Below are 14144 nucleotides of genomic sequence, written 5' to 3' on the forward strand. Positions count from 1 at the left end.
TTTCTTAGTTGTCATTGTTCACCTCGTTAGTGATTGTACTCACTTAACTCAGTGTCCAAAACTTCTGGTGCGGATCATAATCAATAAAGGAAAAAGTATGAACATGGGCTTACGTCAACAATGTGATTTGCTGCTTTCTGGTCATCGAGAACCAACGCCAGCACAAACATTCACTCAGATGGCTGAATGGTGTGAAAAACACAATGTAAGTCATGATAGTTACGGTGATGGCGAATTTATCGAGCGTTTTGAAAATAAAGTCGCAGAGTTACTCGGTTATGAAGCGGCGGTGTTTGTGATTACGGGCACCATGAATCAACCGACAGCGTTAGAAATTGCATGCCAAGAAAAAAGAAACCCAACGGTAGCGATGCATGAGTCGAGTCATATTCTGCGCCATGAGCGTCAAGGCTATCAGTTGCAAAACCGCTTCAATGTACTTCCTGTTGGGAATGTATTTCGTACCTGGAAGGTGGATGATTTAAAAGCATGGCCTGATGAGATTGCAGCTGCTCTTTATGAGTTACCGATGCGTGAAATTGGTGGGCAACTCCCTGAATGGGAAGAGCTTGCTGCGATCAAGCAGTATTGCAAAGAGCAATCGATCCACCTGCATATGGATGGCGCACGATTGTGGGAGTGCGGTGCTTATTATCAAAAGCCATATAGCGAGATCGCCAGTGGTTTTGATACGGCTTATGTGTCGCTCTATAAAGGGCTAAATGGTCTTGGTGGCTCACTGTTATTAGGTGATAAAGCCTTTATTGCAAAAGCGTCGGCATGGATGAAGCGCCAAGGTGGTAATGTGTATCACCGAACGCCATATGTGGTTTCGGCGGCAATGCAGTTTGAGCAGCGATTAGCGCAAATGCCGGCGTTGTATGAACGCACCATTCAGATCTACCAAATATTACAAGATTATCCTCAATTCATTGCTCACCCGCAGCCGCCTCAAGTGAATATGCTTCACCTATACTTACCTGTGAGCTACGAAGAAGGCCTGATGATAAGGGACAACATCGCTAAAAAACATAAGGTGTGGATTGGCAATCCAGCAATCTGTGAGTTGCCTAATCAATGCAAAATAGAGTGGTATGTGGGCGATAATTTACTCACGCTTCCTGATCACGAATTGATTCATATCCTCGATTTGATTGAAGAAGAGATCAGTTAACTGAACAAATATGCCGTATCACGAGGTTTAATTTATAAAACACTACATATATTGGTTAATGTAGACGTCGACTAAAAACATGAATACAGGAACCGTACTGAGAAGCCCGAAAAAGACGATTGGCACCCAGTTTTTCATTTTCTTTTTCGGTTGCTCAGCGTTCTTCATAAACTTGTCCTTAAATTAGTTGTCGAGTTTTCATTTTTGACTGTTGCAGAATGGTATCAAATAAAACGCTTAAGCCCTACGCGGATTTAGAGATACGTGGTGTCTATCAAATGCAGAAAATCTCGGCAATTCATAAACGGTTCATAATGACCTCACAATAATGAACCTATTAAAAGATGTATTGCCTTATTCGGCATAGAATTAAACCGCATTCAAAGATTGGAGAAAGCATTATGAAAACAATAGGAAACATTATTTGGTTTCTATTTGGCGGCGTATTTATGGGACTAGCGTGGTGGTTCTTTGGACTGCTCGCCTTTTTGACCATCGTTGGCATTCCATGGGGGCGCGCATGTTTTGTTATGGGTAACTTCTCATTCTTTCCATTTGGTCAAGAAGCCATTTCTCGTGATGAACTGACCAATGAAATGGATATTGGCACCAGTCCGTTGGGCTTGATTGGTAATATTATTTGGTTCTTGTTTGCCGGGATCTGGCTTGCGATTGGGCACATCATGTCAGCCGTGGCCTGCTTCATTACCATTATTGGTATTCCATTTGCCATTCAGCACCTTAAATTGGCGCTCATTTCACTGGCTCCCATAGGTAAAACGGTCGTTGATAAGCGTGAAGCTGAAGCAGCGAGAGTCAGAAACTACAAAGGTTAAGATTTCAGTTTATCCTTTATCTAAAACTAAAATGCACATCAGATGATGTGCTTTTTATTGGTTCTTAGTTTGTTGGCTGACTGTGACAATCATCCTTTTCCTCCACAACAGCAGAGTGGGTAGCGAGTGATGCCAATAATGAAGTGCTAACTATACAACGACTCAATGGAACCTGTTTATCATTCTATGTATTAATAGTTTGACTCGTGTATGGCAGGCAAAGAAAACGGACCCTGAAAGTGAGCCCGTTTGTTGGTTAGCTTATAAGTGACTTAACGATTGATTACATTGCCGCTTCGAAAATCGCAGAAATTTCTTCGTGAGTCGCTTGTTTAGGGTTAGTAAAACCACATGCGTCTTTCAGTGCGTTGTCAGACAATGTAGGAATGTCTTCAAGTTTCGCACCAAGTTGCGCGATACCTGTTGGGATATTTACGTCATTTGCTAGTTGAACAATCGCTTCGATCGCTGCTTCTGCACCTTGCTCTGGTGTCATACCTTCAACATTCACGCCCATTGCTTTCGCAACATCACGTAGACGCTCAGGACAAACTTGCGCGTTGTAGCGTTGAACGTGTGGTAGCAAGATAGCGTTACATACGCCGTGTGGAAGGTCATAGAAGCCGCCTAGCTGGTGGGCCATCGCGTGAACATAGCCTAGTGACGCGTTGTTAAACGCCATACCTGCCATGAACTGCGCGTAAGCCATTTGCTCACGAGCTTCAATGTCTTCGCCGTGCGCTACAGCTGTTCTTAGGTGTGCTTGTACCAGTTCAATTGCTTTAATCGCTACTGCGTCTGTAATTGGTGTAGCTGCGATAGAAACGTAAGCTTCGATTGCGTGTGTTAGTGCATCCATACCCGTTGCAGCAGTCAATGATGCAGGCTTAGCAAGCATTAGCTCAGGATCGTTGACTGAAATAAGTGGTGTTGTGTGCTTATCAACGATAGCCATCTTAATGTGACGCTCTTCGTCAGTGATGATGCAGAAACGGGTAATTTCTGAAGCGGTGCCCGCAGTTGTGTTGATAGCGATAAGAGGCATCATCGGCTTTTCAGATTGGTCGACACCTTCGTAATCTGCAATCTTGCCGCCGTTAGAAGCCACAAGTGCAATACCTTTTGCACAGTCGTGTGGAGAGCCGCCTCCAAGAGAGATAACAAAGTCACAGTCGTTGTTTGTAAGTAACTCAAGGCCATCGTTTACGTTTGTGATGGTTGGGTTTGGTTGAGTACCATCGAATACAGCAGTGTCTACATCGCGTTCGCCAAGAAGGTCCTGAACCTGCTTAACCACGCCAATTTGGTTTAGGATTTTATCGGTTACGATAAGACCTTTTTTAAAGCCTTGAGACTGAATACTATCAGCAGCATCCTTTAAACAGCCAGTACCCATGAAGTTGATTGTAGGGATGTAAAATGCACTAGACATTGGAAAACTCCGGTTAATTATGATTTTTAGTTGCCTCTATGTTGTCGGCAAACAACTGGTCGACCATTGATCTGGAATAACTTTTAATCCGAACTACCACTTTCTGATTATTGGTTGTGATAGGCCTCATATAGCAATCGTTTTTATGGTTTTCTGATGTGTATATTGTCAGTTATGGATGCGAATGATTGATGAAATTAAGACCGGTATGATGTTTTATAAACATAGAAAATAAAGCTATGCAGTCAACCTGATGTTCCTTTTTCTCTGGTGAATCTGACGCCTCTTGTGGCTCTTCATCGTAGTATTTGACCAGGAATGGGGTGAGCATGACGGATGACGGTAAGAAGTGCTTCATAATACCTTCTGGTACAGTTCGTGTATTTTCTTTATGGTATTGGTTTAATATGTGGCAAGATTTGCGATACATCATGACTTGCTGCTTGTTTTCTATAAATTCTTAGAACTATATTCAGACTCACAAAAATGGTAGTAGAATGCACCCTTGACCGTTGGGGTTAGGAAAGAACAAATATAAATACGGCTCGATAGCGCGAATAATAGGACAGATAATGAAGTACGATTGGATATTCTTTGATGCGGATGAAACCTTGTTCCACTTTGACGCTTTTCGAGGAATGAAGCTAATGCTTTCCCGTTTTGGTGTCGATTTTAACGAACAGGATTATTCGGCTTATCAAGAAGTTAACCTACCACTATGGGTTGATTACCAAGATGGTCGAATTACGGCGGATCAACTTAAGCACACACGCTTTGAAAGCTGGGCGGAAAAGTTAGAAACAACAACTGCAGAATTGAACAATGCATTTCTAACAGCAATGGCGGACATCTGTTCTCTGCTCCCGGGTGCTAAAGAGCTAATGGAATCATTACAAGGCAAAGTGAACATGGGCATTATTACTAATGGTTTCACTGAACTGCAATCGATCCGTTTAGAGCGTACTGGCATGACAGATTACTTCGAGCATGTGATCATTTCTGAAGAAGTAGGTGTTGCTAAACCTGATGCTGAGATCTTCGAACATGCACACAAGCTTGTAGGCTTACCAGCAAAGCAGCGCATTTTGATGGTGGGGGATAACCCACACTCTGATATTTTAGGTGGCTTAGACTTTGGTATTGAGACCTGTTGGTTAAACAGCCAAGGGGAGGCGACGCCAGATGGTATTCACCCTCATTATCAAGTGAAGTCTCTGGCTGAGTTGCAAGCTCTTCTGCTAGAGTAACGGCTCACTGACTTTAGCTTTATTCGTTGATCATCACTTTATTCGTTGGTCACTAATAGCCGAGTACAATTCTGTGCTCGACTACTTAATTTCTACAGGTTTCACCTTTCGATTGTGGTACTCAAGCGTATCTATGCTTTAAGCTGCCACGATAAAGACTCATAACAAATAGAAGGAATAAGTGCGCTGAAATCTCATCGCCATAGCTGCTTCGGCATTGCTGCCATTTTACTTTGGAGCTGCTTAATTGCGTTGTCTCGTAGTGTGTCAGAGCAATTGGGTCCAATTGGCGGCGCAGCCAGCCTTTATACGGTGAGCTCATTGTTTTTGGTTTGCGTGATGGGGTTACCTAAGCTGAAGCGCTTCTCCAAGTCTTATTTGTTGATTGGTGGCGCGCTGTTTGTCTGCTACGAGATCTTTCTGGCCTTGGCATTGGGCATGGCAAATAACCGACATCAAGCCTTAGAGATGGCGGTTATCAACTACCTTTGGCCTGCTCTGACGGTATTGTTTGCGGTATTACTCAGCGATAAAAAGATAAATTGGCTGGTGTACCCAAGTATCTTTTTGGCTTTCTTTGGTGTCGCTTGGAGTATCAGTGGCGACCAAGGTCTATCTGTCAATCAGATTACGGCAAATATCGCGACTAACCCTAAAACCTATTCTATGGCGTTTTTCGGCGCGATTATCTGGGCGGTTTATTGTAATTACACTCAGAAAGTTGCGAAAGGGCAGAATGCGATTGTGTTGTTCTTTATCGCTACAGCGATCACTTTGTGGATTAAATACGCACTGAGTAACGAAACCGGTATGGTAATGACGAGCAGTGCTGCGATTGATTTAGCATTGGCTGGCGTGTGTATGGGTGCAGGCTACGCGCTTTGGAATACCGCGATATTGGGAGGCAACATGGTCTTTCTTGCTACTATGTCTTACTTCACGCCAATTTTTGCAACCTTACTCTCTTCTATGATTTTAGGTTTAACGTTGACTATCACATTTTGGCAGGGGGTGTGTATGGTGACGATTGGTTCACTCGCTTGCTGGTGGGTTACAAGAGAAAAAAAACCGACGGTTAATACGTCGGCTTCAGAAAAGGTTCAATCTCACTCTTAATCTAGGATAGAGCGCAGCGTTGGTTTGCGCTCTAGCTTTCGCCGCAAATATTAGCTCGCTATACTAAGCTTCAACTGAAGTTCATAAGGCATATCAGATAGACGTCTCTTAAGTTGATAGCGCGTTCTTTCAATATCATCAAGCGTAAGGGTTTGTTGATTATTGGCATGAACATCAACCTGGATTCTTAGCTCAGGACCGACCTTAGTCACGCACATTAACTCTAAATTTTGCTCTGCCTCTTTGTCTACTGCGCTAACGTTCTTATCTACCGCTTCACAAATATCTTGGGCTGCAGGCATCAGCAGCAGTTCACGCATGGCTTCTCTTAGCATATCAAATGGCACTTTGATGAAATAGAAAGACATCAGTAGCATCATCATTGGATCGGCATACACGGCATACGCCGCAAGGGGAGAAAGCGCCATTAGCCAAGCGGTGATGAAACCTGCGGTGACCGCGACACTCAACAGGGTATCCATTTGCCACTGTTTCGACTCAGCTTTAATTAGGCCAGAAGAGATGCTCTTGCTCTTATTGGCGATGTGCCACCATGCGTACCCACAACCTAATACATTAAAAATACCAAACAGGGTCGCGATAGAGGCATCAACCTCGCGGCCGCCTGTCGTCAGCGCACCAATTGCTGAATAAAGCGAATACCCCACCACCAGCAGGATCACAACGGCTTTGATCGCAATCACAATCGGCTCAATCATGGCTCGACTGGATGGAAAGGCATTGTCTAAAGGGCGGTTAATGTACTTTGAAGCCGCTAGTGACAATAAAGTTAACAGTAAGCTGATAAGTGAATAGACACCATCAAATACGATCACCAAAGAGCCAACGAAAAGGCCAAGCACCAAGCCGCCAATGGCGAAGCCTGATGCTAAAAGGGCTGAGAACAATAGAACTCGGTTTTCATTTTGGCTTTTCCTGTCACACATAATATTTTCCAGATGTTTTTGATAATTTCATTGTTCTAATATTGAGCGAGATTTTCAAACTTTATCTGATAGTGTTTATGTTACAGAGCATGATTTTTTATATTATATAAATAAATTCAGTATCTTATGTTGATTTTTTGGTGCCAGTAAAATTGACGATGACTGTTTTGACGGACTAGTGTGCAACTGAATTAATATCGCTTATCATTAATAAAACACATCATTGAGCGGTGTTTTACAGCGTGGTAAAGGGCATTGGCGCTTGGGAAAGTGGGAAAGAAAGGATGACTATGAAGTTTGATGATATTAGCGACAGTGATTTGTGGACAATCGCTAACCCTATTATGGATAATTTGATGGAGGGCTCAACCAATGTTGACCATGCCCAACATTGTCGCGATTTTACTCAACGAATGAAGGACATAGTGACGCCTGAGTATTTGGAAAAGGTGTGTCATCATTATCAACACAGCAACGGATTTTTTGCAGAGCGTGAACCTGTTGCGGTGTTTAGGCGTTCTGATTCCGTTGCTTTTATATGGAAGCAAGCTTACACCATTGCCAAAGGCGAATTCGTTGCTGAAATGGTGTTAGTTGAAGCAGACGGACGTTATTTAGTGGATCATGTGATGGTCTTCTAACCTTCTAACCAGCGTCAATTAGAAATCAAACAGGTAATCGCTCAGCTGATCCGCTAGCCAATTGATACCGGGGTGCTCTGCCATGCCAGCTGCGGTGAACATGCAGTAATCTTCCTGAGTCAGGCCGTAAGTGTGCTTGATCACCGACAGTTGTTGATCACGCAGTAAATGACGAATCAGTGGCTCTGGCATCACGCCCCAAGCATCTTCACGCAAAATCGTATCCAACATAAAGTCAAAGCTAGAGAAACCAATGTAACGACGAGAGAAGGGCTCAAGCTCTGGATTATCTTTTTCATTGAGATAGACCATGGTAGCTTGCATTGAATTTCTTAGCACCTCGTCCGAGACGCGGCGCATTTTACTCATATCATGGCCTTTTTTACACACCGACATCATTCGAATTTTACCCAGCGGGTTGTAGATGATTCTTGGATCATCTACGCGCTCGTAATCCACGCCAAATGCGAAGTCAACTTGTTGAGTTTCAACGAGGTTAGCTAAATCTCCACTGGAGGCAAGAACGAAACTGAATGAAGTGGAAGGGTATTTGTTATTGAGGGCGTGTGAGAGATCCTGCCACATATTATCGGGTAATGAATCATCACGGGCGATCCATATCTCTGCGTTGAACTCGCCCGAAACGTGCAAACAGGTTTGCTTAATGCGTGCTGCGGTTACTAACAGGCCTTCGCAGTCTTTGTAGACCGCTTTACCAGCTTCAGAAAGTTCAACATGGTTGCCGCTGCGAACGAATAGCTCGACATCTAACTCTTTTTCTAAGGCCTTGATCGACATGCTGAGTTTGGTTCGGTTGCATTCCAGTTGGCGTGCTGCTTCAGAGACTGATCCTAAATCAGCAACGGAACAAAAGGCTTGGACTTGAGACAGGTTCATTTCACTTCCATATTGAGCAGGTGTCGGTGCATATTATCTGAATATTGTGCTGGCTATCTTAGAAATAGTCCATCTTTGCATGATAACTCTATGACGAATTGACGAATTTGGTTTACTCTGGGTGGGTTCCGAACCTACAAGAAGTATAGATGGAGGCCATGATGGCGAAACAATGGGACGAGTACGCCGTTGATTGGGATAAAGATCCCGCGACCACAGTATTCGCACAGTCCGTATTTGACCAGTTGACACAACTCGTTGATTTAAAAGGAACCCGTGTCCTTGATTTTGGTTGTGGTACAGGATTGCTCAGCCAGAAAATATCTCCTTTTGCAAAAGAGATCATCGCACTCGACATCTCAGAAGGGATGATTGAAGAGTTAGATAAGAAAGAGTTACCTAACGTTGAACCGGTTGTGGATATTCTATCGCGCGGGCTAGCTGCGCAGCATCCAGCATTCAGAAACCAGTTTGATGTTGTGGTCGCCTCTTCGGTATGTGGTTTTATTCCTAACTTACAGGACACCGTGAGTCTTATTTACACATTGCTTGAAAATGATGGCATGTTTGTACACTGGGATTGGCACCTAAAAAACGACAGTGAAGATTATGGCGTAAGCCAACTGCATTCAGAGAACGTATTGAGTGCAGCGGGTTTCTCTGTGGTTGAGGTATCGACACCATTCTCAATCGACACTCCGCAAGGTGAGTTAAAAGTACTAATGGGTGTTGGGCGTAAAATAGCGCTACCTCAACTGTAATCGAGATTATTGCCTCTCGCTCACTGCTACACTGCACATGTAAATACCGAAACCCATATTCACGCTCTCTAGGCCTGCAATGTGGGTTTTTTGCTTTGTTGCCCTGACTGTATTTTTCACGCATCGAAAGTGAAAAACGGTCTTGGTATTCTTGAGGGGAAAAACTCTTTTGACGAAGTAGCCCGTTCATGCTTGAAAGAATCGCATGCACGGTGGGCGCTGAGCATAATGTGCAGCGCGGTGATGTGCTTAAGGCGCACCCGAGATAAGAGTAGGTAATCCATTTATGATTCACGCATTCCGAATGGCTTGTGAGTTCAGAGTATTTCCAAGACTCACAAGCCAAATAGGCAAAGGGTTATTTACGAGCAAGTTTATGGTGAGCACGCGAGAAGTGACCAGCGCAAAACGCACCCACAATCGAGAGCTCGCCCGCTAAACATAGGGCAGCACACACCTCGGATAGAGCTTGTGATTTGCCATTGCCAAGTAAGCCAAGTAGATTTAAACACGCTTTTTGGCTTGGTAAGCCTGTACCGCCGCCCACCGTACCTAACATCAAGTTCGGCAGCGTTACGCTAGCGTATAAGCCACCCTCTTTGTTGAGTTCCATACGAGTCATACCAATCGCAGACTCTGCAACACAGGCTGCATCTTGGCCGCAAGCAATATAGAGCGCTGCCAGTGCATTCGCGTAATGAGCATTAATACCGATCGTGCCACTCAGTGCGCCGCCAACGGTGGTCATTTGACCAAACTGCACCATCTTTTCAGGCGTAGTGTGAAGGTACTTAGCGACAAGCTCGGCTGGGATATTCACTTCCGCCGTGACTTTTTTACCGCGCACACTGCGTAAGGTTTGGGTATTGGCTTTTTTGTCGCCCGATAAGTTGCCATCGAGGAACGCTTGAGTTGGCTGAACAGGCGTATTTTCAACGATGAACTCAAAAACGGCATTGGTTGCAATGGTCACCATGTTTTGACCAGATGCATCACCCGTTAGAAATTCAAACACTAAGTAAACGTGATTACCTTCGATGTTGATATTGATATCAGTCAACTTACCATGTGAGGTGGTCGCTTCTGCCAAGCTCTTAAACTTATCGTATTGAGTCACGGCCCAAGCAACGAACTGTCCGGCCTCCACTAAGCCTTGGAAAGCAAAGCCAGGAGTACGTGTTACGCCCTCATTGAGCAACATGGCACTTGCACCACCACAAGCGGTGATCAGCTTAGAGCCTCGATTGTAAGACGCGACAAGAGCAGCTTCCGTGGTGGCGAGTGGCACTAGGTAATCGCCCTTGGCAAAGAGGCCGTTCACTCTTAGTGGGCCTGACACACCGACAGGGACCTTTACCGTGCCAATGAAGTGCTCAATATTCTTCTCATACGCTTGCATTTGTTGCAACGTATGAGGATCGAGTAGTTCCTGCTGTGAACTTTCATTATCGAGCGCCGCCCAACGACGCGTCACGTTTTTCTCGGTCAGATAGGGGCTCGGAGTCAGCTTGTTTACTGGCTTTTCAAAATGAGGTTCAAGTTGTTGTTCTAATTCTTCTGCGGAGATGTCGCCTCCTAAAATAGAAACATAGTCACGGCGATGCAGATTTAGTTTTGGCATATATAGTACGGAGTCATGTTTGCGCAGCAAAATTTGGTTTGCGCTGATTCTACCGAGTAATAAGCCAGAAACAAGCGTCAGATATAATGAGTTACAGTTTGTGTGCCTGTTGAGTCATAAGTTATTGAGTGATATAGCAGGTCAACAGTGTGAAAAAATGTTCAATTTGAACTGTGGCTATATATGAATATCGAGCAGGCTGCCAATGGCTTGGTTCTGACGCTCGATTACACTGGCGCCAACGCGATTATAGCTGGCACTTTGTGTCAGTTTTAGCAAGGCATCACTGGAGGATGAAACGGGGTCGGGCTGCTTGTCTTTAAAAGGAATTGATTGATCAGGTGCTACTTGATTAAAGCTGAGATCGCTTGCTTGCAAAGCATCATCGGATTTTAGAGGGGGGGGAGAGGCTTGGTTGAGTTCCGTTGCCGCTTCTTCAGCCATGTTGGTTGACTGCTGAATAATGGCATAACCCGATTGGATCCCAGATATCGACATAGCAACCCCTTTGATATACGTATAAGCAGAGTCTAGGTGGCTGTAATGTTGAGTGCAATGATGAGCAGGTATAAACTGACCAAGATATAGAGAGCTTAAGCTAAAATAGTGACGTTGATCGGTTAACTGAACAGTTCACTGAGTGCTTTCAATTCTTCTTGAGTCAGTACGCAAGGCTTTTCCGTTTCAAGATTGCCGTTAATTTCCCCCTGAAGTGCTTTCAATTGCTGTGGGCTAAGAAGCTGTATTTGCTCCTTGAAAGCTTCGAATTGTTGTGTATTCATAATATGGCCTTAGTTCAACTACATACACCCTAGTGAGCATAGTCTATTGATACGGAATATCAAACCTCATTCAATAAAACTACTAAGAAGTCTGACTGCACCTAAAACGAAGATCATTATAAATTTGTTAGGTCAATTTTTGTCCGAGAAATGTTAGGGAAAGTTATGGCTTGGTTAACGTAAATCATAGAGCGTCAGCAATGTAAATATCCATTATATTGCTAGGGGAATAGGCGATTGCTCTACCGAATTAAGGGTGTCAGTAGAGCAAGGCACTGACATATAGAGTGATTGAAATGTTAGCGGGTTATGTTTTTTAGCGCTTGCTTAACAAGTTTTAGGAGTGAGTGGCTTATCAATCTAAAATTTAACCTAAACCGGAAACTTACTTAACCTTGACCGCAAACGTAGTTGCAAGGGTATGCAACTCTGGAAGCATCCGATAAATTAAATGCAGCTGTTGTAGCACCATTCTGATGGAGTTTTCATCTTCCTCTCGCCATTCACTTAAGCGTTTATCAAGCTCCGGGTCATAGGCGTTTTTCACTTCACATTGCTCGTGATGGGAATAGAGCTGTCTATTCAGCGCGTCGAGGTGATTATGTATCACGCTGTGGGCGTCCAGTATCAGCTTATGGGTCGATTCATCTTCAATGCGCGTTCGGTGTGCACCCAACGCCGAAATATAACTCAGTAGCGCGTGATTTAGGGTCAAAAATCGAAAACTCTCATCTTCAGAGGTTCGATATTTTCCTGGCTCCACCAACATACTACTTATAGCATGGGTTAGGTTGGCGTCGTTATTGTGTGCACTGCGGCGAGCAATACGGTAGTGCAGGTTATCTTTCTTACCTAGTCGGTATTGACCGATGATTTGATCGAGATAGTGTTTATTTGCATCGAGTGCGTGCGCCATGACCTTGTGAAGTCGTTTTGATTGCCAGTCGGGCAGAACGTAAATCACCGCTAATACCGCGAGCGCGCAGCCAACAAAAGTGTCTGCCAGCCTTGGTAGCACAACCGCATAGCCTTGCCCCAACTGGTTAAAGCAGAACAGAACCAATAGGGTAATAAAACCCGTTGCGAAGCCGTAATTATTGATCCGGAAAGCAAAAAACATCACACCACTGATCACAATGAACACCAGTTGGCTTTCCTGAGAAGGAAAGAAGGCCAGCAGTGGTACGCCGATAAGTAAGCCTGCGACGGTGCCAATAACACGAGCGGTGAGTTTTTGTCGCGTCGCGCTGTAGTTTGGCTGACACACAAACAGCGTGGTCAGCAGGATCCAGTAGCCTCTTTCGATATCAAAGCCTTGGATTATCCCATAGCCGATAGTCAGAGTGAGCGACATACGAATGGCGTGGCGAAATAGCATCGAATCCGTGTGCAGATTGGCTCGGATCTTTTGCCACATTGCTTTTAATGTGTGCGGGCTGGTGTCATTCAAAACATCTTCTTCAAGCTTCTCGGCATCAGGGTTGCTAATGTTTGATAACTGCTTTTCAACGGTCGCTAGGTTATTGAACAGGTAGTCCAGTTGGTTAAGCAGCGGTTTCCATTCAGGCTTGTTTTGTTGGTGCAAGTGATTGAGTGAAGACATCAGCTCATCAAGCGCCAGTACCGATTTAGCACCGTGTTGGTATTCGGTTCCAAGCTTTAGCGAACTCGCCACTTCTTTACAGGCGTTGGCTTGCGTTTCTAGCAGGTATTTGAAACGGAATAGAACATCAGAGCGTTCAAAATGTTTCGCAAGCTCTTGATAGCGGTAATGGGTAGAACTGACGCGCTCATGAATGTCCTGTGCAATGAAGTAAGTATTGAGAAAGCGATCACTGGGCCCGTCGATGTGCCCACGCTTAGAACGATGAAGCAATGTCGCTTTACACGTGTTGAGCGCGTTCACTGTGCTGGCATTCAACTGGGCTTCAAGAATGCGATGCGGCTGCGGGATAAGATCCGATACCGGGTAGAATAGCTCGGCCTTTGAGCCAATATAGGTGCCAATTTGTTCAAATACCGTAGCAAGGTTCTGCTGTACAGGTTGCATAGGCCATACGATCTGCCAAATCATCGACATGAAGTAGTACCAAGCTGCCCCCGTTAGCAGTAGCAGTGGTTGAAACCACAAATTGGTGCTTTCGTGGGCACCGAGCATGGTATAAATCGCCACCAGTAGCGAGCCAAAGGCAATACTCGCGTATTTTGGACCAATCGCGCCGAGCATTATGAACGAGAAGGTCGATACAAAAAGCCCTAATGCAAACAGCCAAGGTGTGTTGAACAGTAACTCGATAGAAAAAGCCGCGACCGCAAAGCAGATAAAAGTCAGGGTGAGCGCTTTGAGGCGACCCGTGAAGCTGTCGTCACTCTCCGCAAGTGCGGCAGCAATAACACCTAAAATTAAGGGGGTAATGAGTGTGTTTTGCTCATAATGCCAAGCAGGAACCACAACACCGAGCAGAGTGATGAGAATTAATACGCTGTAATTGATGGTTTTATTTGCCCAATAGAGGCGTAATTTGGCTGAGAATTGCACAGTCGCTCACTTGAAACACGAAAACCATAATCCTAACAGAAATTACGCACAAGAATCTGATAGTTCTGCATAATTAGGGCGTGTTGATCTTTCGTGAGTGTTTTTTAAACAGCATGGTAAAGAGTTATAATTTGCTTCGCCAAAAGTAAAA

14 protein-coding genes and 1 pseudogene are annotated in these 14144 nt (G+C 44.5%); 6 read left to right on the top strand and 9 right to left on the bottom strand.

Annotated features, from left to right (window positions below; translation table 11 throughout):
• The first annotated feature begins 97 nt into the window (after positions 1–97).
• Positions 98–1174: a beta-eliminating lyase-related protein gene (locus tag Q1A70_RS16665; protein ID WP_299694141.1), complete on the top strand. Its 1077-nt coding sequence runs from the start codon at positions 98–100 to the stop codon at positions 1172–1174.
• A 401-nt stretch (positions 1175–1575) separates the two neighbouring features.
• Positions 1576–2010: a YccF domain-containing protein gene (locus Q1A70_RS16670; RefSeq protein ID WP_299694138.1), complete on the top strand. Its 435-nt coding sequence runs from the start codon at positions 1576–1578 to the stop codon at positions 2008–2010.
• A 283-nt stretch (positions 2011–2293) separates the two neighbouring features.
• Here the strand turns inward: Q1A70_RS16670 and yiaY are convergent, their stop codons facing one another.
• Positions 2294–3442 carry an L-threonine dehydrogenase gene (gene yiaY / locus Q1A70_RS16675; protein ID WP_299694135.1) on the bottom strand — a complete coding sequence of 383 codons (1149 nt, stop codon included), beginning with the start codon at positions 3440–3442 and terminating at the stop codon, positions 2294–2296.
• A 172-nt stretch (positions 3443–3614) separates the two neighbouring features.
• Positions 3615–3800: a hypothetical protein gene (locus tag Q1A70_RS16680; RefSeq protein ID WP_299694154.1), complete on the bottom strand. Its 186-nt coding sequence runs from the start codon at positions 3798–3800 to the stop codon at positions 3615–3617.
• Positions 3801–4014: 214 nt separating this feature from the next.
• On the opposite strand from Q1A70_RS16680, the gene yjjG reads away from it, so the two are divergent.
• Positions 4015–4689: a pyrimidine 5'-nucleotidase gene (yjjG, locus tag Q1A70_RS16685; protein WP_299694132.1), complete on the top strand. Its 675-nt coding sequence runs from the start codon at positions 4015–4017 to the stop codon at positions 4687–4689.
• Positions 4690–4875: 186 nt separating this feature from the next.
• Complete coding sequence (gene yddG / locus Q1A70_RS16690) at positions 4876–5805, top strand: aromatic amino acid DMT transporter YddG (protein ID WP_299694151.1); 930 nt, start codon at positions 4876–4878, stop codon at positions 5803–5805.
• A 50-nt stretch (positions 5806–5855) separates the two neighbouring features.
• On the opposite strand, the gene Q1A70_RS16695 is transcribed toward yddG, so the two are convergent.
• A complete protein-coding gene (locus tag Q1A70_RS16695; protein ID WP_299694128.1) occupies positions 5856–6752 on the bottom strand; it encodes a cation diffusion facilitator family transporter in 897 nt (298 codons plus the stop codon).
• Between the two features lie 290 nt (positions 6753–7042).
• Between Q1A70_RS16695 and Q1A70_RS16700 the strand changes: the two genes are divergently transcribed.
• Positions 7043–7393 (top strand): hypothetical protein, encoded by a 351-nt coding sequence (locus tag Q1A70_RS16700; protein ID WP_299694147.1) that lies wholly within the window; start codon positions 7043–7045, stop codon positions 7391–7393.
• A gap of 18 nt (positions 7394–7411) precedes the next feature.
• Here Q1A70_RS16700 and Q1A70_RS16705 read toward each other — a convergent pair whose 3' ends face one another.
• Positions 7412–8290: a LysR family transcriptional regulator gene (locus tag Q1A70_RS16705; protein WP_299694125.1), complete on the bottom strand. Its 879-nt coding sequence runs from the start codon at positions 8288–8290 to the stop codon at positions 7412–7414.
• Between the two features lie 161 nt (positions 8291–8451).
• Between Q1A70_RS16705 and Q1A70_RS16710 the strand changes: the two genes are divergently transcribed.
• Positions 8452–9051 carry a methyltransferase gene (locus Q1A70_RS16710; protein ID WP_299694144.1) on the top strand — a complete coding sequence of 200 codons (600 nt, stop codon included), beginning with the start codon at positions 8452–8454 and terminating at the stop codon, positions 9049–9051.
• 115 nt (positions 9052–9166) lie between these two features.
• Here the strand turns inward: Q1A70_RS16710 and Q1A70_RS16715 are convergent.
• The 5 genes and pseudogenes from Q1A70_RS16715 to yccS form a co-directional block, all read right to left on the bottom strand.
• A pseudogene (locus Q1A70_RS16715) lies at positions 9167–9335 on the bottom strand (LysR family transcriptional regulator); the annotation flags it as partial.
• Positions 9336–9409: 74 nt separating this feature from the next.
• Positions 9410–10672 (bottom strand): hydroxymethylglutaryl-CoA reductase, encoded by a 1263-nt coding sequence (locus tag Q1A70_RS16720; RefSeq protein WP_299694122.1) that lies wholly within the window; start codon positions 10670–10672, stop codon positions 9410–9412.
• Positions 10673–10849: 177 nt separating this feature from the next.
• The gene (locus Q1A70_RS16725; RefSeq protein ID WP_299694119.1) at positions 10850–11170 is read right to left on the bottom strand and encodes a hypothetical protein; all 321 of its coding nucleotides are present in this window, start codon (positions 11168–11170) and stop codon (positions 10850–10852) included.
• Positions 11171–11292: 122 nt separating this feature from the next.
• On the bottom strand, positions 11293–11454 hold the full coding sequence (locus tag Q1A70_RS16730; protein WP_299694116.1) for a hypothetical protein: 162 nt from the start codon (positions 11452–11454) through the stop codon (positions 11293–11295).
• Positions 11455–11839: 385 nt separating this feature from the next.
• Complete coding sequence (gene yccS / locus Q1A70_RS16735; RefSeq protein WP_299694113.1) at positions 11840–13993, bottom strand: YccS family putative transporter; 2154 nt, start codon at positions 13991–13993, stop codon at positions 11840–11842.
• Positions 13994–14144 lie beyond the last annotated feature (151 nt).

It is taken from the genome of uncultured Vibrio sp., from assembly GCF_947488985.1.
GTDB lineage: Bacteria > Pseudomonadota > Gammaproteobacteria > Enterobacterales > Vibrionaceae > Vibrio.

Bases quoted from the DNA above. Each gene is read 5' to 3' on its own strand.
- Q1A70_RS16705 (WP_299694125.1), bottom strand. From the start codon at position 8,290: ATGAACCTGTCTCAAGTCCAAGCCTTTTGTTCCGTTGCTGATTTAGGA.
- yjjG (WP_299694132.1), top strand. From the start codon at position 4,015: ATGAAGTACGATTGGATATTCTTTGATGCGGATGAAACCTTGTTCCAC.
- Q1A70_RS16665 (WP_299694141.1), top strand. From the start codon at position 98: ATGAACATGGGCTTACGTCAACAATGTGATTTGCTGCTTTCTGGTCAT.
- Q1A70_RS16670 (WP_299694138.1), top strand. From the start codon at position 1,576: ATGAAAACAATAGGAAACATTATTTGGTTTCTATTTGGCGGCGTATTT.
- Q1A70_RS16695 (WP_299694128.1), bottom strand. From the start codon at position 6,752: ATGTGTGACAGGAAAAGCCAAAATGAAAACCGAGTTCTATTGTTCTCA.
- Q1A70_RS16680 (WP_299694154.1), bottom strand. From the start codon at position 3,800: ATGAAGCACTTCTTACCGTCATCCGTCATGCTCACCCCATTCCTGGTC.
- Q1A70_RS16725 (WP_299694119.1), bottom strand. From the start codon at position 11,170: ATGTCGATATCTGGGATCCAATCGGGTTATGCCATTATTCAGCAGTCA.
- Q1A70_RS16730 (WP_299694116.1), bottom strand. From the start codon at position 11,454: ATGAATACACAACAATTCGAAGCTTTCAAGGAGCAAATACAGCTTCTT.
- yiaY (WP_299694135.1), bottom strand. From the start codon at position 3,442: ATGTCTAGTGCATTTTACATCCCTACAATCAACTTCATGGGTACTGGC.
- Q1A70_RS16700 (WP_299694147.1), top strand. From the start codon at position 7,043: ATGAAGTTTGATGATATTAGCGACAGTGATTTGTGGACAATCGCTAAC.
- Q1A70_RS16720 (WP_299694122.1), bottom strand. From the start codon at position 10,672: ATGCCAAAACTAAATCTGCATCGCCGTGACTATGTTTCTATTTTAGGA.
- Q1A70_RS16710 (WP_299694144.1), top strand. From the start codon at position 8,452: ATGGCGAAACAATGGGACGAGTACGCCGTTGATTGGGATAAAGATCCC.